The organism is Pseudomonas sp. DWP3-1-3b3, from assembly GCF_049896305.1.
Classification (GTDB): domain Bacteria; phylum Pseudomonadota; class Gammaproteobacteria; order Pseudomonadales; family Pseudomonadaceae; genus Aquipseudomonas; species Aquipseudomonas azotoformans_A.
The window spans coordinates 471976-489252 of sequence record NZ_JAFCUA010000005.1 but is presented as its reverse complement, the minus strand read 5'-3'; the positions used below and the strand labels follow the sequence as shown (position 1 = coordinate 489252).

At 62.1% G+C, this 17277-nt stretch carries 13 protein-coding genes; 1 reads left to right on the top strand and 12 read right to left on the bottom strand.

What is annotated here, in order from left to right; genetic code table 11:
* Nucleotides 1-2: 2 nt before the first annotated feature.
* The 11 genes from ACP7BX_RS18515 to ACP7BX_RS18465 form a co-directional block, all read right to left on the bottom strand.
* On the bottom strand, nt 3-2738 hold the full coding sequence (locus tag ACP7BX_RS18515) for a malto-oligosyltrehalose synthase (RefSeq protein WP_426128667.1): 2736 nt from the start codon (nt 2736-2738) through the stop codon (nt 3-5).
* Nucleotides 2735-4819, bottom strand: a complete 2085-nt coding sequence (gene malQ / locus ACP7BX_RS18510; RefSeq protein WP_426128669.1) for a 4-alpha-glucanotransferase — start codon at nt 4817-4819, stop codon at nt 2735-2737. Before malQ ends, ACP7BX_RS18515 begins: the two co-directional genes overlap by 4 nt.
* Nucleotides 4816-6561 (bottom strand): malto-oligosyltrehalose trehalohydrolase, encoded by a 1746-nt coding sequence (gene treZ / locus ACP7BX_RS18505; RefSeq protein ID WP_426128671.1) that lies wholly within the window; start codon nt 6559-6561, stop codon nt 4816-4818. The genes malQ and treZ overlap by 4 nt, the downstream gene beginning before the upstream one ends.
* Before the next feature lie 20 nt (nt 6562-6581).
* On the bottom strand, nt 6582-8135 hold the full coding sequence (gene glgA / locus ACP7BX_RS18500) for a glycogen synthase GlgA (RefSeq protein WP_080642373.1): 1554 nt from the start codon (nt 8133-8135) through the stop codon (nt 6582-6584).
* 522 nt (nt 8136-8657) lie between these two features.
* Nucleotides 8658-9611: a D-2-hydroxyacid dehydrogenase family protein gene (locus tag ACP7BX_RS18495; RefSeq protein WP_426128673.1), complete on the bottom strand. Its 954-nt coding sequence runs from the start codon at nt 9609-9611 to the stop codon at nt 8658-8660.
* Between the two features lie 26 nt (nt 9612-9637).
* A complete protein-coding gene (locus ACP7BX_RS18490) occupies nt 9638-10639 on the bottom strand; it encodes an alpha/beta fold hydrolase (protein ID WP_426128675.1) in 1002 nt (333 codons plus the stop codon).
* Nucleotides 10640-10683: 44 nt separating this feature from the next.
* A complete protein-coding gene (locus tag ACP7BX_RS18485; RefSeq protein WP_426128677.1) occupies nt 10684-11127 on the bottom strand; it encodes a YqaA family protein in 444 nt (147 codons plus the stop codon).
* On the bottom strand, nt 11124-11570 hold the full coding sequence (locus tag ACP7BX_RS18480) for a DUF411 domain-containing protein (protein WP_426128679.1): 447 nt from the start codon (nt 11568-11570) through the stop codon (nt 11124-11126). The genes ACP7BX_RS18485 and ACP7BX_RS18480 overlap by 4 nt, the downstream gene beginning before the upstream one ends.
* Nucleotides 11571-11667: 97 nt before the next feature.
* Complete coding sequence (locus ACP7BX_RS18475; RefSeq protein ID WP_033903032.1) at nt 11668-12126, bottom strand: SRPBCC family protein; 459 nt, start codon at nt 12124-12126, stop codon at nt 11668-11670.
* Between the two features lie 81 nt (nt 12127-12207).
* Nucleotides 12208-14202 (bottom strand): methyl-accepting chemotaxis protein, encoded by a 1995-nt coding sequence (locus ACP7BX_RS18470; RefSeq protein WP_426128682.1) that lies wholly within the window; start codon nt 14200-14202, stop codon nt 12208-12210.
* Between the two features lie 131 nt (nt 14203-14333).
* Nucleotides 14334-15329 (bottom strand): aldo/keto reductase, encoded by a 996-nt coding sequence (locus ACP7BX_RS18465; protein WP_426128684.1) that lies wholly within the window; start codon nt 15327-15329, stop codon nt 14334-14336.
* A 118-nt stretch (nt 15330-15447) separates the two neighbouring features.
* Between ACP7BX_RS18465 and ACP7BX_RS18460 the strand changes: the two genes are divergently transcribed.
* Nucleotides 15448-16359 carry a LysR family transcriptional regulator gene (locus ACP7BX_RS18460; protein ID WP_426128686.1) on the top strand — a complete coding sequence of 304 codons (912 nt, stop codon included), beginning with the start codon at nt 15448-15450 and terminating at the stop codon, nt 16357-16359.
* Here the strand turns inward: ACP7BX_RS18460 and ACP7BX_RS18455 are convergent.
* A complete protein-coding gene (locus ACP7BX_RS18455; RefSeq protein WP_426128688.1) occupies nt 16356-17261 on the bottom strand; it encodes an AraC family transcriptional regulator in 906 nt (301 codons plus the stop codon). The two genes, ACP7BX_RS18460 and ACP7BX_RS18455, sit on opposite strands and share 4 nt — an antisense overlap.
* Nucleotides 17262-17277 lie beyond the last annotated feature (16 nt).

Here is a 17277-nt window from a genome sequence, read left to right as displayed (position 1 = left end):
TTTCAGCTTTCTTGATCATCAGGATTGATAAAGACATTGACCGGGAAATCCCCCAGGGCAGCGCTAACCAACAGCTCCTTGTCTGGTGTGACTGCGCCTGTATGAAAAAGTCCCTTCCAGTTTTGCGTTGTCGCGGCGAACGGTAATTTCACCCGTGTATCGCCCCAAACCTGCGCGTTGATCTGGGGATGCACACCGTTTTCAAGCAGGTGATGGGGCCAGCGTGGCACCACCACCAGCAAGTGTTTGCCCTGATGTTCGCGGCTGAATGCGACCACCCGTTCGGCGTGTTTGCCGACCACTTCCAGCGGCGTATAGGTGCCGCTGCGGAACAGGTCAGGCTGGGCCTTGCGCAAGGCCAGCACCTGGGCAATCAACGCCTGTTTGATACGCCCGTCGCGCCAGTTGAACAACAGTTCGCCGATGTCCGGTGGGGTCGCCAGCGCCTGCTGCCGTGCGCTGAAATCCACCGGGCGCCGGTTGTCCGGGTCGACCAGGCTGAAGTCCCAGAACTCATCGCCCTGGTACAAGTCCGGTACACCCGGTACGGTCATGCGAAGCAAGGATTGCGCCAGGCCATTCAGCGCGCCGGCCGGGGCAATCGCCTGAGCGGCATTGCCAATGGCGGTGCGTAGTGCGTGGCCTTCTTCACTGAGCAACAGCCGTGAAAGGAATGCTTCGACACCTTGTTCATAGGCTTCGTTTGGTGCGCTCCAGCTGCTCTGCAACTTGGCTTCGCGCAGGGCCTTTTGTTGCCACTGCCACAGACGCTGCTGGTAGCCGTCAAACTCAGTGCCCTGGTCCAGCGGCCAACTGCCGAGCAAGACTTGATAGAGGATCAACTCATCGCCGGCCGAGGGCGCGGTGTCAGTCCGCAACGGGGCGGCCAGGGCGCGCCAGTGTTCCACCTGTTCAACAAACCACGGCGCGCATTCACTCAGCACCGCCAGGCGCGCGCGGGTATCTTCGCCGCGCTTGTGGTCATGGGTGGCGGTGGCCAGCAGGTTGTCCGGGAAGGTCTGCAAGCGCTGCTGGTTGACGGCATGGAAGTCGGCCAGTGGCGCGCTGAACTGTTCGGTGCTGAAGCCCACGTCATTGCGCGACAACAATACCGCCGAGCGATAGAACGCGGTGTCTTCCACGGCCTTGGCGGCGGCGGGGGAGGTCAATTGCTGGAAACGCACGCAGGCATGCTTGAGGATCTTGCGTTCACGGCCCACCGGGCGGTTGCGCCAGGGTTGGCCGCCCAGCGATTTTTCCAAGTGATCGAGTACGGGCCAGTCGCCTTCGCCCAAGGTGGTGCGCGCGCCGTCCATGGCGTGTTGGAACACCTGGTCGTCGGCGTCGTTGCGCCCACGTGCGCTGATGTAGGTGCGGTACACCGGGAAATGCACGATCAGTTCCTGCAAGGCGCGGCGGATGGCGCCTAGGGTCAGGTCGCGGGTCATCACATCGTCGCGGGCCACTTGCAGCAGGGCCTGGGCCACGCTTTCAAAGTCGCCGCCGAGGGAACCGTTGAGGATTTGCTGGCGGGCCAGCCGCGCTTCCTCGATGAACGCAGAGGGCCGTTCGCTGTGACGGGTCCACAGTTCGGCCAATGGCGCAAAGCCGTCCGGGTGATGTTGCAGCAGCGACAGCTGGTTCATGAATTCGTAGCCGGTGGTGCCGTCCACTTGCCAGTCTTCGCGCAGGGTTTCGCCTTCGCCGAGGATTTTTTCCACGAAGATCGGCAGATGCCGCTGCGGTGACAACGAATCCACCCGGCGCCGCAGCTTGCGGCAATACCCGCGCGGGTCGGCCAGCCCATCGATATGGTCGATACGCAGGCCATCCACCAAGCCTTCGCTGATCAGTTCGAAAATCTTGGCGTGGGTGGCCTCGAACACGGCGCTGCGTTCAACACGCAGACCGCCCAGTTCATTGACATCGAAGAAGCGCCGCCAGTTGATGTCGTCCGCTGCGGTGCGCCAGCTGGCGAGGCGGTAAGCCTGCTGCTCGAGCAATTGATGCAGCCGGTCGAAGTCAAAGGTCGCCAGTTGTGCGTCGATGGCCTGGCGCACGTCGTCTTCAGTGGCCCGTTCGGCCAGGGCTTGTTTGAGCCAGGCGGCTTCATGGTAAGCGTCGTCCTGATAGGCCAGGGCGCTGAAGCGGTCGGACAATGGCTTGAGCAACTCATCGCTGCCCAGGATCGTCGCGTAGTCCCGTGGACAGATCGGAAAGCGATGCTCGTAATGCTCGACATAGAACGCGCCATGGGTGGCATCGAACTTCAGGCTCACGCTGCCGCTCTGCAAGGCTTCGCCGTAGTCGCTGCCGAGGAACGGCATCAGCAACTGGCCCTTGAGCAGCGGGTCGGGCGAATGCCACTGGATATCGAAGAACTCGCTGTAGGGGCTCATGCGCCCCCATTCCAACAGGTCCAGCCACCAGGGGTTATCGGCACCGCCGACGGCCATATGGTTGGAGACGATGTCGAGGATCAGGCCCATGCCGTGTTCACGCAACGCGGCAACCAGGCGGCGCAAGGCAGCTTTGCCCCCCAGTTCCGGATTGACGCGGGTGGGGTCGACCACGTCGTAGCCGTGCATGGACCCGGCGCGGGCGCTGAGCAGCGGCGAAGCGTAGAGGTGGCTGATGCCGAGGCGTGCAAAGTAGGGCACCAGGGGCACCGCGTCATCCAGGGTAAAACCTTTGTGGAATTGCAGGCGCTGGGTCGCGCGCAGGGGCAGTGCGTTCATCGGTCACGCTCATAGGCTTGGTTGCGCGCGACGGCCAACAGTTCGAGGCGGCGGGCGGCACCGGCATTGTCGAGCAGGCTGGAGGCCTCCCCCACAAAGCGGCGGCGCCAATTGGGGTGGGTGTCGGTGGTGCCGGGCAGGTTGGCCTGCTCCTCGACGCCGAGCGCATCCTCCAACGGCAACAGCACCAACGGCGCACGGGTATGGCCGAGGTAGCGCACGCTGGCGTCGATCATGTGGTCGGTTTCATTACGGATTTCTTCAACGAAGTTCTGCGGGTCCTGGCTCAAGGCCTGGCGCAGTGCCTGGCGTTCGCGCAGGCGGTGTTCGCTCCATTGCTCCACGGTGGGCGCGTCGATCAGGCCGAGCTGGATGTTCCAGTCGATATCGCGGCTGTGCCACCAGCCGTTGAGCGTCGGCAAATCGTGGGTACTGGTGGTGGCCAGAGCGTTGTCCGGCCAGTCGAGGATCGGCTTGAACTGGCCGTCGTGATTTTGCTCGAACAGCAACACGCGCATGCCCAGGATCGAGCGCGCGATGAGTTTTTCGCGCAGGCCGTCCGGCACGGTGCCCAAGTCTTCACCCAGCACGATGGCTTGATGGCGATGGGATTCCAACGCCAGCAGGCGCAACAGATCGTCCACCGGGTAATACAGGTAGGCGCCTTCTCGCGGCGAGGCGTCCATGGGGATCACCCAGAGGCGTTGCAGGCCCATCACATGGTCGATACGCAGACCACCGGCATGGGCGAAGTTGGCGCGCAGCATTTCGATAAAGGCGCGGAAGCCGTTGCGCTTGAGGCCTTCAGGCGAGAACGCGGAGATGCCCCAGCCCTGACCTGCGCGATTGAGAATGTCGGGTGGCGCGCCCACGGTCAGGTCCGCGAGCAGCTCGTCCTGACGGCTCCACGCCTGGCTGCCACCGCCGTCGGCGCCCACGGCCAGGTCGGCAATCAAGCCGACGCCCATGCCGCTGCCACGGGCCGCTTGTTGCGCGCGTTCCAGGCAACGGGCGATCAGCCATTGGCTGAAGGCGAAGTAGCCGATCTCATCCGGGTTTTCTACGGCAAAGGCTGCGAGTGCCGGACTCTGCGGGTTGCGCCAGTCTTCGGGCCAGTGGCGCCAGTCGAGGTCTTCCCCCTTGGCGGCGCGCACGGCCTGCACAGCTTCGAAGCGGCAGTGATTTTCCAGCGCTTCACCACCGGCTTGGCGGAAACTCAGGAAGTCGGCGTGTTGTGGATGCTGGCCGTGGCGGAAGTCTTCGTACAACGCTCGCAACAGTTGCTGCTTGGCCTTGGCGGCGGTGGGCCAGTCGATCAGGCTGTGTTGTTCCAGATCGTGCAGCTCGTCTGTCAGGCCGAGGGCTTCGATGGCGTTGCGCACCTCGCGCTCCCCTAGAATGCAACCGGGCGAGGCGTACAAGCTGTTGAGGAACAAACGACTCGACGGCGAATACGGGCTGTAGCGCTCGGTGTCGGCGCTGAACATCGCGTGCATCGGGCTGATGGCCAGGGCGTCGGCACCGCGTTCCGCGGCCGAACGGGCCAGGTGTTCCAGGGCCAGGGTGTCGCCAAAGCCGCCATCGCCCAGGCGGTGCAGGCTATACAGTTGCGCGCTGAGGCCCCAGGCTCGGGCAGGGCGGCTGTCGACGGCCTCGGCCACGCTGTAGCAGTGGGTGGGGGCGACGGCCAGGGTAAAGGTCTGCTCAGCGATATGTATCTGGTGGTAACCCAGGGCAATAACGCCTGGCAGCACCGCGTCGCCATCAAGGCGCAGCTCCAGGGTTTCACCGTCTTCGAGGCTGACCCGGCACAGGGTGTCCGGTTCGAAGTAACGAGCCAGGTCCAGGCCTTCGCCGCTGTCGATGGTCATCAAGGGTGGCAGGTGTTTGTCTTGTTGCGCCTGTTCCAGTTCGAGCAGGCTGGCGTCGATCTCGGCATCGCTGTCGGCCGGGTGGCCCAGGCCTTTGAGAACTGCACGCAGGGCGTCGGGTTTCACGCGTTGCGGGCGGCCGTTTGCGTCGATCCAATCGACGGCCAGGCCCGCTCGGCTGGCGAGGATTTCCAGGTTCGCTTCGCTCAAGGGTGCTCTCCAACAGGGGATAGGGTAACGCGTGCGCTGTACGCCGGCAGCTGGGCGCCGAGGTTGGCAGGCGTTTCGAAAAGGACAGTTCCCGTCGCCGGGTGATCCAGCGGCGTGGCACTCAGGTTGAGGTCGATCTGCAACAGGCTGCCGTTACCCAGGCGCCAGCGGGCGCTGACGGCCCCTTCGGCCAACACCTGCGCGCCCAGCGCGAGGCTGCCGGGCAAGTGCGGCACGATGTGGTAGTGGCGAAGGTTCAGCAGTTGGCAGTAGAGCTGGGCGTGCGGATCGTCTGCGAACGCAGGGAACGACTGCTCAAAGGTCGCCAGGGCGTTGGGGTCAGGGATGCGTTCACGTCGCTCAGGGTCGTGGAACGCCGCAAAGTCGGCGAACTCGTTACGCCGACCTTCGCGCACGGCTTCAGCCAATTCGCCATGATGATCAGTGAAAAACAGAAAGGGTTCGGCTGCATTGACTTCGTCACCCATGAACATCAGCGGGATCATTGGTGAGAGCAGCAGCAGGGCAGTCGCGGCCTCCAGTGCCTGTGGCGGGCAAAGTTGATGCAGGCGCTCACCCAGAGCGCGGTTGCCGATCTGGTCATGGTTCTGCAAAAACGCCACAAACGCGCTCGGCGGCAGGTGCCCGCTGGGTTCGCCGCGTTCATGGCCATGCCGGGTGGTGTGCCCCTGGTAGACAAAGCCTTCACCCAGGCAACGCGCCAGTTTGGCGGTAGGCTCCTCGGCAAAATCACTGTAATAGGCGTCGGTTTCGCCGGTCAGCAATACGTGCAGGACGTTATGAAAGTCATCATTCCATTGCGCGTCGAAATCGTGCTGCAGGAGGCTGGCCTGGTTGCGCTCGTTTTCCAGCATCAGCCAGACGTGTCGACCGGTGTCGACTTGCTCGCGAACGCGGTGCGCCAGTTGTTTCAGAAAGTCCGGATTGTCGATGGCGTGTACCGCATCCAGGCGCAGGCCGTCAAAACGGTATTCGAGCAGCCACATCAAGGCGTTATCGAGGAAGAAATCCCGCACTTCACGCCGGTCAAAGTCGATACCGGCGCCCCATGGGGTGTGCACGTCTTCCTGGAAGAAGCCTTTGGCGTATTGGCCGAGGTAGTTGCCGTCGGGGCCGAAGTGGTTGTAGACCACGTCGAGGATCACCGCCAGGCCATGCTCGTGGGCGCTGTCGATCAGGTGCTTGAGTTGATCGGGCGTGCCGTAGGAGGCTTGGGGCGCGTAGGGCAGGACACCGTCATAGCCCCAATTGCGTTCGCCGGGGAACTGCGCGAGCGGCATCAATTCAATCGCGGTCACGCCCAATTCGGCCAGGCGCGGCAGGTGCTTCTCGACGCCGGCATAGCCACCCATCGCGCCGACGTGCAGTTCATAGATGACAGCTTCGTGCCAGGGACGGCCTTGCCATTGGCTGTGACGCCATTGATAAACCAGGGGATCGACCACCAGGCTCCAACCATGCACATCCGAGGCCTGGGCCCTGGAGGCAGGGTCGGGTACATCCATTTCCCCATCGATATTGAAGCGGTAGCGCGTGCCCGCCGGGCACGCTATTTCGGTTTCAAACCAGCCTTCTGCCTGGGGCAGCATGGCGACGGACTTGCCGTTTTCCAATTCAACGCTGACATAAAACGCGTCTGGCGCCCACAAGGCAAAACGCGTGTGTTGCGCGTCCAGCATGATTGCGCCGTGGGGCCAGGTTTCCAGAGTCCGTAACGGCATCTATAGAGACCTCCCGTTGGTTATTTAGCGGATTTCCCCAAGGCCTTGGCCACAAGCTGCTCGTACAGTTCGGCGTAGGGTTCGACCGCCTGGCTCCAATTGAACGGTTGTGTCATCGCCCGGCAACGCATGGCATTGAGCAGGCCAGGGTAGGCAAATACCTTGAACGCGCGGCTCAAGGCTTCTTTGTAGCTGTCGACCGTGGATTCATTGAACAGAAAACCGGTCACGCCATTTTCGATGGTGTCCGCCAGGCCGCCGGTATTGCGTGCGACGGGCAGCGAGCCGAAGCGCTGGGCGTACATCTGGCTCAGGCCGCACGGCTCGTAGCGCGATGGCATCAGCAGGAAGTCACTGCCGGCGAACATGCGCCGGGCATCGGTCTCGTTGAAGCCGATACGCACACCGATCTGCCCAGGGAAGCGCAGCGCCAGTTCACGCATGGCGTTTTCTTCTTCCGGCTCGCCGCGACCAATAATGGCGATCTGCCCACCTTGCTCGACAATAAAACTGGCGACGGCTTCGGTCAGGTCCAGGCCTTTCTGGAACACCAGGCGTGAGACCACCGCGAACAGCGGGCCGGTGGATTCACTCAGGCCGAACAGCTCGCGCACTTGGCTGGCGTTGACCGCTTTGCCTTCCCAGTCGCCGATGTTGAAGTTGTGGGTCAGGTGCGGGTCGGTGGAGGTTTCCCAGCTGTCTTCAATGCCGTTGGGAATGCCGCTGAGCAAGCCTTGCTGGGTCTTGCTGGCAAGAAAGCCATCCAGGCCGCAGCCGAATTCCGGGGTGGTAATTTCCCGGGCGTAGGTGGCGCTCACCGTGGTGATGTGGCTGGAATACGCCATGCCGGCCTTGAGGTACGACATCTTGCCGTAGAACTCCATGCCTTCCTGCTGCAGGGCGTGGGGTGGAATGCCCAGTTCCGGCGTGGAAGCCAAACTGATCACGCCCTGATAGGCCAGGTTATGAATGGTGAACAGCGTCGGTGTGCGTGACCCACGCCAGTGCATATACGCCGGCGCCAGGCCAGCGGGCCAGTCGTGGGCGTGCACCAGGTCTGGGCACCAGTGGATCTGCGCGAGGTTGGCGGCCATGTCGGCGGCAGCCAGGCCCAGGCGGGCGAAACGGATATGGTTGTCCGGCCAGTCGCGACCGTTATTGGCGCCGTAGGGCGTGCCCTCGCGCTCGTACAGTTCGGGGCAGATCAACACATAGATGACCAGGCCGTCCTTGAGGTCCATGCGCCCGATCTTGCACGGCGGCAGCGCGGCGTGGCCACCCAGCTCACCGATGATATGGATCGGGTTATCGCTTTCCATCACCTGCGGGTAACCGGGAATCAGCACCCGCACGTCGTGCAGGTGGGCCATGGCGCGGGGCAGGGCCGCGGACACATCGCCCAGGCCGCCGGTTTTTACCAGGTCGGCAAATTCGGAGGTCACGAACAGGACTTTCTTGCGATTAGGATTCTGACTCACGATCGGCCGCACAGTGGTGGGCAGGTCGACCAACGAAGGTCCCCCTACCGGCTGACTGACACGCTCTCCCTGAATATCTACAGCGGCACTGATCATAGTTCTCTCCCACATGTTGGTCGGCTAATGGCCCGCTGCCATTAGCTCCGATGGCCACATCCTGCGGCCAGGCGCACAAGCACTCTACAAACTGGCAAGGCGTATGCCAGTTGCACGGTTAGCCAAAAAAGATTGGATGGACGGGCATTTCGCGTGAACCGCGGGTGCTCGCCTTACCTTAAAACTGGACCTACGGCAGAGTTGGAAAGTTTCGATTTTTTGCGGGGTTTTTGTTTTCGAACGGACCCATCGGTCATGAGTCTAGGACAGATCCTAGAGCTTGTAGGCTTTCTGCGGAAATTTTGTAGGACAAAAAACTTGTAACCTTATGTCAGGTTGACGCGGGCTCTGCGGCGAGCAAGCTTCCTGTGGCGAGCGGGCTTGCCCCGCGTTGGGCTGCGTAGCGGCCCCGCTTATTCGCGATTGGTTATTAGGGAGCGCTTCGCGCCCCAACGCGGGGCAGGCCCGCTCGCCACAACAAGCCCGCTCGCCAAAAAAGTGCGAATGCTCTGAAAGAGTGCGTCAGCCCAGCACGCGAATGGGCGCTCCTTTAGCCCACGCTTGAATGTCTTCGATCATCTGGCCGTAGAACTGTTGGTAATTCTGTTCGCTCACATACCCCACGTGCGGCGTCGCCAGGACGTTCGGCAGGCGGCGGAACGGGTGATCCGCCGGGAGCGGCTCCTCGGCGTACACATCCAGCGCCGCCCCCGCCAGGCCACCGCTTTCCAATGCCTGCACCAGCGCCGATTCATCCACAATCGGGCCACGGGCCGTGTTGACCAAGTGCGCGCTGGGTTTCATCCACCCCAGTGCCTCGGCGTCCACCAGCCCACGGCTGCGGTCGCTGAGCACTAGATGAACGGTTAGAATATCCGCCTGTTCAAACAGCGCCTGCTTGCTGACCCAGGTCACGCCCGATTCCGCCGCGCGTTCCGGCGTGAGGTTTTCACTCCAGGCAATCACCCGCATGCCGAACACCTGGGCAAACTGCGCAACTTTCTGGCCAATGCTGCCCAGGCCGAGAATGCCCAGGGTCTTGCCATGCAGATCGCCGCCCAGGCCAACCTGCCAATGGCCAGCGCGCAAGGAATTGGCCTCGGCCAGCAGATTGCGGGTGGAGGCCATGATCAGCGCCCAGGTCAATTCCGGTGCGGCGTGTTTATAGCTGTCAGTGCCGCAGACCGTGATGCCCAGTGCCTTCGCCGCAGGAATGTCGATGGCCGCGTTGCGCATGCCGCCCGTCACCAGCAGCTTGAGCTTGGGCAAACCTTGCAGCAGGGCCTTGTCGAAGGTAGAGCGCTCGCGCATCACGCAAATCACCTCGAAGCTCTGCAGACGCTCGATCATGGTGGCGGTGTCCGCTGGGTAATCGTGCAGGAAATGCACCTGGCCCACGGCCTCTAGCACTGACCAATCCACCACGCCACTGGCCACATTCTGCCAATCATCAATGACTGCGATCTGTACCGACATTCACGAGTGCCTCGAAAAAGGTTGAATTAAAGGGCGTTTAAACCCTGCAATAGCGCTTTATGAAACTGGGCCGGTTCCTCCATCTGCGGTGCATGCCCCAGGCCCGGGAACTCCACCAGGGTGGCATGGGGAATCAGCTTGGCCACTTGCTTGCCCAGCACGGCGTAGTCGCCGAGCTTGGCCTTGACTGCCGGCGGAGCAATGTCCTTGCCGATGGCGGTGTTATCGGACGTGCCGATCAGCAGCAGTGTGGGCATTTGCAGGTTCTTGAACTCGTAGTACACCGGCTGGGTGAAGATCATGTCGTAAATCAACGCCGAGTTCCATGCGACCAGGGCATGCCCTGGACCGTTGCTCAGGCCGGCGTACATGTCTACCCAACGCTCGTACTCGGGCTTCCAGCGTCCGACGTAGTAGGTGTTGAGTTGATAGTTTCGAATCCCGTCGGCGCTGACCTTCAGCTCACGTGCGTACCATTGGTCGACGGTCAGCGAGGGCACGCCCAGTGCCTTCCAGTCTTCCAGGCCAATCGGGTTGACCATTGCCAGCTGTTCGGTCTGCTCGGGGTACATCAGCGCGTAACGCGTGGCGAGCATGCCGCCGGTTGAGTGGCCGATAACCGTGGCCTTTTGAATGCCGAGTTTTTCCAGCAGTTGATGGGTGTTGGTCGCCAACTGCTGGAAACTGTATTGATAATGGTCGGGCTTGCTGGAACTGCAAAAGCCGATCTGGTCCGGCGCGATCACCCGGTATCCGGCATCGCTCAACGCCTTGATCGAACCTTCCCAGGTGGCGCCGCAGAAGTTCTTGCCATGCATCAACACCACGCTGCGGCCGTTGGCCTGTCCTTTGGCGGGCACGTCCATATACCCCATCTGCAGGGACTTGCCCTGGGATTGGAATTCGAAATGCTTGAGTGGGTAGGGGTATTCAAAGCCTTGCAGCTCGGGACCGTAGTTGGCGGCAAAGGCGGGTGCGGTGCTGACGGCGAGCAGGCCGGTGATGCAAAAAGCGCGGATCAGGGGCATTGGCAAGGCTCCGAGAAGGGTGCTCGGATGCTGTTGCGGGACGATTAACTGGGGATTAACACCCAGTGCAAGGTCACGGCAGCGAGTACCCCATAACGGACGCTTTTGGCTAAAGTCACCAACAGCAGGAATCGCCACAACGGCTCACGCATCACCCCGGCGACCAAGGTCAGCGGGTCACCGATGATCGGCATCCAACTGAGCAACAACGTCCAATGGCCCCAGCGCTCGTAATGGTTACGAGCCTTGTCCAACTGCTTGTCACTGACAGGAAACCAGCGCCGCCCCTTGAAATGCTCGACCCAGCGCCCTAGCCACCAATTGACCACCGAGCCCAGCACATTGCCCAGCGTGGCAACGCCCAGCAGCAACCAGAGGCTGTAATGCCCGCTGAGCAGCAGGCCCACCAGCACGGCTTCCGATTGCAGTGGCAGCAGCGTTGCGGCGCCAAACGCCGCGAAAAATAGCCCCAGGTAGCCGGCGATCATTGCGCCGGGTATTCAGCCACCACCACATCTTTGCCTTCACGGGTCAGGCCGATGACTTGATAGGCCTCGCTGCGGCCTTCGACTTCCATGCCCGGTGAGCCCATGGGCATGCCCGGCGCGGCCAAGCCCAACAGGTCATCGCGTTTACGCAAGGCCAGCACTTGCTCGGCGGGCACGTGGCCTTCGACGAACTTGCCGTCGATCACGGCGGTGTGGCACGAACCCAGGCGCGGCGCCACGCCCAGGCGTTGTTTGACGGCGCTCATGTCGGCTTCGACGTGGTCATTGACCTTGAAACCATTGCTTTCCAGGTGGCTGATCCACTTTTTGCAGCAACCGCAGTTGGCGTCGCGGTGCACGTCGATGGGAATCAGGTCGGCAGCCTGGGCCAGGGTGGTGGTGAACAGGGCTGACAGCAGGGCCAGGCGCAATGTGGTTTTCATAGGAACTCGCGTGTAGGAGAGGGCCGTTGGGATGGCGGCGATCATGACGCCGTCATCGCAGGCAAGCCAGCTCCTACCGGTTGGGAATGTTTCCAAATTATACGAAGGGTGGGTTTTCCAGGCGATGCTTCAACTGGTCCAGGGCAATGGTCGACAACTCGATCATGCGCTCATGCAAAGTGGCCAGTTGCAGCTCGGTTTCGTAGGTCAACACCCGCTTGAACAGCGTGCCACCCTGATGGGGCAGCAGGAAGTAGTGAATGGAGCCATCCACGGCCAGGGAGGTAAACACCGTCTTGAATTCGCCGGGGCGCCGGGCGATCTGCACGCGGTAACTCATTGGGACACGCACCCCCAGCAGGTCGATGAACTCGGTAAACCGTGCGCCTGCGGGCAGTGAACCGGTGGTGCCGGTGTCGGCACTGAGGGACGTGGGATGCCATTCGTGCCAGCGATCCGGTTGGGTCACATAGTCGTAGACGGCTTCGATAGGCGCTCGGATAAAGCGTTCCTGACTGATCCGCTCCAAACGGACCGACTGCTCGGCAGCTCGCATGGCACACCTCCTGTGTTGCGACTAGGAGCTGTCAGAATAGTCCCACTCCCGCACATTGCACGGGAGTGTTTCAGCCGTTTATCACTGCACCTTGAATCGACCCATCAACGCGATCACCCGGCCATTCGCCTCCAGCAGGCTTTGGGTATTGGTTTCAGTGGCATGGCCGCTCTGCACCAGCTCTTCGACCATTTGTCGGATCTGCACCATGCTGCGGTTGATCTCCTCGGTCACCGCGCTCTGCTGCTCGGCCGCCGTGGCAATCTGGGTGCTGAGGTTGTTGATATGGCTGACTGAACCGGCCATTTCATCCAGGCCGGTGTTTACCCGTGCCGTGGCATCCGCCGCCGACTGGCAGCTGGCCTGGGTGTTTTCCATGGCGGCCACCGAGGAACTGACGCCAGCGGTCAAACGCGTGAGCATGTCGTTGATCTGCGAGGTGCTGGCCTGGGTGCGTGCCGCCAGCGCCCGCACTTCATCGGCCACCACCGCAAAGCCGCGGCCTTGCTCGCCGGCGCGTGCGGCTTCAATTGCCGCGTTGAGGGCGAGCAGGTTGGTCTGGCCGGCAATCGCACCGATTACGCCAAGGGTTTCGGTGATGCGTGCGGCGTCCTGGCGCATGTTTTCCACGCTGTGGGTGGCGCTGGACACTTCGCCGATCAAAGCGCTGACGCTGGTGGATGCCTCACCCACCACCACGCGGGAGCGGTCGGCATGCTCATTGGCGCGCTGGGTGAATGCGGCGGTTTCGGCGGCGTTTTGCGCCACGGTGTCGGCGGTGGAGCTCATTTCGGTAATGGCGGTGACCGTCTGATCGGTCTCCGAGGCATGCCGCACCAGGATCTGGTTGGTGTGCGCCGAGGTCCGCTGCAATTGGTCCAGGCTCGACGACATGGCGCCGGTGGCCTGAGTCACTTCACCGATCATGTTCTGCAGGTAGACGATAAAACGGTTCACCGAATGGCCAATCGCGCCAAGCTCATCTTCGGCGCGGATGGTGATGCTTCGCGTCAGGTCGGCATCGCCGGCAGACAGTGCGTCGATATTGGTTTTCAGCGACTTCATGCGCTGCACCAGTTGGCGGATCGCATACACCGCGAGCAGCACCAGCAGCAACACCATGGGGATTTGCAGCAGGGCCAGGGTGCCGAGTACGTCATCGCGTTGGGCGGTGATCAGCGAGGTGGGCAGGGCGGTGGCGAGGAACCACGGCGTGCCTGCGATCGGGCGCATATAAAAGGTGCTGGCCACGCCCTGGTTGTCGAATTCGCTGCGTTGCAGCGCTTGGTCTCGGTTGACCAGGGCCTTGCTGATTTGGGCAGCAAACGCCGAGGTACCGGTGAGCTCGCTGATGTTTTTCAACACCACCGGGCCGCTGATCCGCGAACTGTTGCTGATGATCTTGCCGTCGCCCTCGACGATCAGCATTTGCCCGCCGATGTCTTTTTCTTTGCTGGCCACCAGGTCATTGAAGAAGCCCAGGGTCACGTCGATGGTGGCGACGCCATAGGGCACGCCGTCGCGTTGGATCGCCATGGCGCAGTTGGTGCGCGGCTCCTGGCTGGCGTCGTCCTTGTAAGCGGCGGCCCAAGCGCATTGCCCACGTGGGGAGGCCAAGCCGCCCTTGTACCAGCTCTGGTCGTAATAATTGGGGGCGGGGTCACTGTTCCAGAAGGTGTTGACGGCCAGTTTGCCCGAGGCATCGCGGTGCCAGAACGTACTGTGCTTGTTGCGCCCCGGTGTGCGCTGGTTGGGCAGCGGCCAGATCCCGCCGCCGAAGACTTTCAGCTCGCCATACTGGTCGACCAGGCCAGGCAGGACCTTGTCGATGGCATCGCTGTCGAGCAACGGGACCGTCTGGGTGATGCTGCGTTGCTGGGACTGAACCTTGTTCAGCTCGCCCTGTATCTGTTCCGCCACCTCGGCGATGCGGTTGAGCACCACCTGTTCTTCGGTGTGACGCAGCGTGGGCGCGACCAACTGGCCGATACCCACTACGGTCAACACAAATAACACCAGGACGAACAGCACCAGAAACAGGGTATAGCGGGCTTGGATGGAGCGCAGTGGGGGCATGGGGTCGTCCTTACGAAGCGTTTATGACCGACGCGGCTTTGTTAGAGCTTCGTCGGGATATCGGCTTGGTGAGGCGGAGCTTTAGGTACGATCGTGCAAGAAAAAAGCGCCCGGTGAGGGCGCTCCTTCGCTTAGATATCCAGCATGGCCATCACTGCTTCCGGGTAACGCAGGCCGGCGGTTGCCTCGACGGGGAAGATCGCTTCCAGCGCCGCCAATTCGGCAGGGCTGAGGTGGATCGCGAGGGCGGCCACATTCTCTTCCAGATATTTGCGCTGCTTGGTGCCGGGAATCGGAATGATGAAGTCACCTTGCGCCAACACCCAGGCCAGTGCGAGTTGCCCGGCGCTCACGCCTTTGTCGGCGGCCAGTGCCTGCACCTGCTTCACCAGTTCCAGGTTTTTGCCGAAGTTCTCCCCCTGGAACCGCGGGCTGAAGCGGCGATAGTCATCTGCACTGAAGTCATCCGGGCTTTGCAGGGCGCCGGTCAGGAACCCTCGCCCCAGCGGGCTATAAGGCACAAAGGCAATGCCGAGGCGCTGGCAGGCGGCAAGGCAGCCGTTGTGTTCCTGATCACGGCTCCACAGCGAATATTCGCTTTGCAGGGCGCTGATCGGATGCACCTTGTGGGCACGCTCCAGGGTCGCGGCGGACGCTTCGCTCAGGCCCAGGTAACGCACCTTGCCCTGTTGCACCAACTCGGCCATGGCGCCGACGGTTTCTTCGATGGCAACCTGCGGGTCGATGCGGTGCTGGTAATACAGGTCCAGGGTGTCGACGCCAAGGCGTTGCAGCGTGCCGTCAATCGCCTTGCGGATGTACTCGGGGCGCCCGTTGACGCCACGCAGCGCCGGGTTGGCGGGGTCGCGCACGATGCCGAACTTGCTGGCCAGGAACACCTGATTGCGTTTGCCGGCAATGGCTTTGCCGATCAGTGCTTCATTGGTGTGCGGGCCGTAGATGTCGGCGGTATCCAGAAAGTTGATACCGAGTTCCAGCGCGCGGTGCAGGGTCGCGGTGGCTTCCCGGGTGTCGCTGCCGGGCGTGTAGAAATCGCTCATGCCCATGCAGCCGAGGCCGATGGCGGAGACGAGTGGGCCGTTGTTACCGAGTGGACGAGTGTGCATGGGGAGAGCTCCTGGTTGGGAAGGCCTGCATTGTTACGCTCGACAAAATCGGGATAAACCGGCTAAAAACACTAACACTATTCGGTATTTCTAAATAATCAGCTCAAGGAGCCGACGCTTGGACCGTTTCAACGCGATGCGCGTGTTCACCCGGATCGTTGAACTGCGGGGCTTTGCCAAGGCCGCCGACAGCCTGCAACTGCCCCGCGCCTCGGTGACCGTACTGATCAAGCAGTTGGAGGCGCACCTTGGCGTGCAACTGTTGCAACGCACCACGCGGCAGGTAAGCCCTACATTGGATGGCGCTGCGTATTACCAGCGCTGCGTGCAATTGCTGTCGGACCTTGAGGAAACTGAAGCGGTTTTTTCCGCCAGTCGGCAGAGTCCACGCGGCACGTTGAGCATTGATATGCCGTCGGGCATCGGCCGTTTTCTGGTGATACCCGCACTGCCCACGTTCACCGCACTGTATCCGCAGATTGAATTGGAAATCGGCTTGAATGACCGGCCGGTTGACCTGATCCGTGAAGGCGTCGATTGTGTGCTGCGCGGTGGCCTCGCGCTGGATGATTCGCTGGTGGCGCGGCCGCTGGCGATGATGGATCAAATCACCCTGGCCAGCCCCGCTTACCTTGAGCGTATGGGGGTGCCCGAAACGCTCGACGACTTGGCCCACCATCAGATGGTCGAATACGTCTCGGCCGCCAGCGGCAAGCGGTTTGGCTTGGAGTTTCTACTCGCCTCCCAATTGCGTACGCTCAACCTGCCAAAGGTGGTCGCGGTCAACAGCGCCGACGGCTACTTCTGTGCTTGCGAAGCGGGCTACGGGTTGATCCAGGCGCCGTACTATCACGCCAGGCAGCGACTGGCCCAAGGCACGCTGGTGGAAGTGCTGCCCCGGTTTGCCGTGCCGTCAATGGCCTTGACGGCGCTGTATCCTCCGCACCGCCAACTGTCCCAACGCGTACGCGTGTTTGTGGACTGGCTGGTCGAACTCTGCGCCGCTCCCGGCACCGGCTTGCGCCGCTAAGCCTGTGCCTTGCGATAGGCCCCAGGCTGTTGCCCCGTCACCTTGTGAAACGCCCGGGTAAACGCCGCCACCGACTGATAACCCACGGCCAGCGCGACATCCGCCACCGTCTGGTCCTGCTTGAACAACTGGCAGGCATGGCGTATGCGCATCATCAGCAGCACTTGCCCCGGTGACTGCCCGCATAGTTCATTGAAGCGCTTGAAAAACGCCGAGCGCGACAGCCCGGTGCAAGCGGCCATGCTTTCCAGGGTCCAGGCATCGGCCGGGTGCGCGATCAGCTGTTCCAGCAAACCGGCAAACGCCGGCTGCCGACCGAGTGCCGCCAGGCCGCCCAGTTCGCTGTTGTCCAGCACCTGTTGGCGCAGTACATACAGAAACAGCAGGTGGCAAAGCCGTTCAAGCAAGGCCGAAGAGGGCGCAGGCAAGCGTTGGCATTCTTGCAGGATCAGTTCGAACAGGTTGCGCGCGGCCGTCAGCGAGGGATCGCCCGCCCGCAGGATGATCCACGCGGGCAGGGTGTCGACGATCATCGCCGACAGACCGGACTGGAAGTGAAAGAACCCGCACACCAGGCCGACGCCATCGCTGGCGGCGCTGTCCAAGGGCACCATGGGCACGCGCGGGCATTCCTGTGCGCTTGCCGCCGTGGGCTCGCCGGAGAGGCGATATTCCAGGTCGCGCAGCAGGAACACCGCATCGCCGTTATCGAGGCGATGAGGCGTGGCGTCGCCGTCGATATGCAGCCAGCACTGGCCCTGCACAATCAGGTGGAAACTCGCGCTCGCCAGGCCATGGGTGCTCGCATGCCAGTCGCCGCAATAACGACCCACATGGAACAGGCTGGTGTCGAGTTCAAGGCTGTCTAATAACCAATCGACAAGTGCACTGGACGAATTCATCTAATGGAAAGACTCA

Coding starts and splice junctions, on each gene's coding strand:
- ACP7BX_RS18515 (WP_426128667.1), bottom strand. CDS start 2,738: ATGAACGCACTGCCCCTGCGCGCGACCCAGCGCCTGCAATTCCACAAA.
- treZ (WP_426128671.1), bottom strand. CDS start 6,561: ATGCCGTTACGGACTCTGGAAACCTGGCCCCACGGCGCAATCATGCTG.
- glgA (WP_080642373.1), bottom strand. CDS start 8,135: ATGATCAGTGCCGCTGTAGATATTCAGGGAGAGCGTGTCAGTCAGCCG.
- ACP7BX_RS18495 (WP_426128673.1), bottom strand. CDS start 9,611: ATGTCGGTACAGATCGCAGTCATTGATGATTGGCAGAATGTGGCCAGT.
- ACP7BX_RS18490 (WP_426128675.1), bottom strand. CDS start 10,639: ATGCCCCTGATCCGCGCTTTTTGCATCACCGGCCTGCTCGCCGTCAGC.
- ACP7BX_RS18485 (WP_426128677.1), bottom strand. CDS start 11,127: ATGATCGCCGGCTACCTGGGGCTATTTTTCGCGGCGTTTGGCGCCGCA.
- ACP7BX_RS18480 (WP_426128679.1), bottom strand. CDS start 11,570: ATGAAAACCACATTGCGCCTGGCCCTGCTGTCAGCCCTGTTCACCACC.
- ACP7BX_RS18475 (WP_033903032.1), bottom strand. CDS start 12,126: ATGCGAGCTGCCGAGCAGTCGGTCCGTTTGGAGCGGATCAGTCAGGAA.
- ACP7BX_RS18470 (WP_426128682.1), bottom strand. CDS start 14,202: ATGCCCCCACTGCGCTCCATCCAAGCCCGCTATACCCTGTTTCTGGTG.
- ACP7BX_RS18465 (WP_426128684.1), bottom strand. CDS start 15,329: ATGCACACTCGTCCACTCGGTAACAACGGCCCACTCGTCTCCGCCATC.
- ACP7BX_RS18455 (WP_426128688.1), bottom strand. CDS start 17,261: ATGAATTCGTCCAGTGCACTTGTCGATTGGTTATTAGACAGCCTTGAA.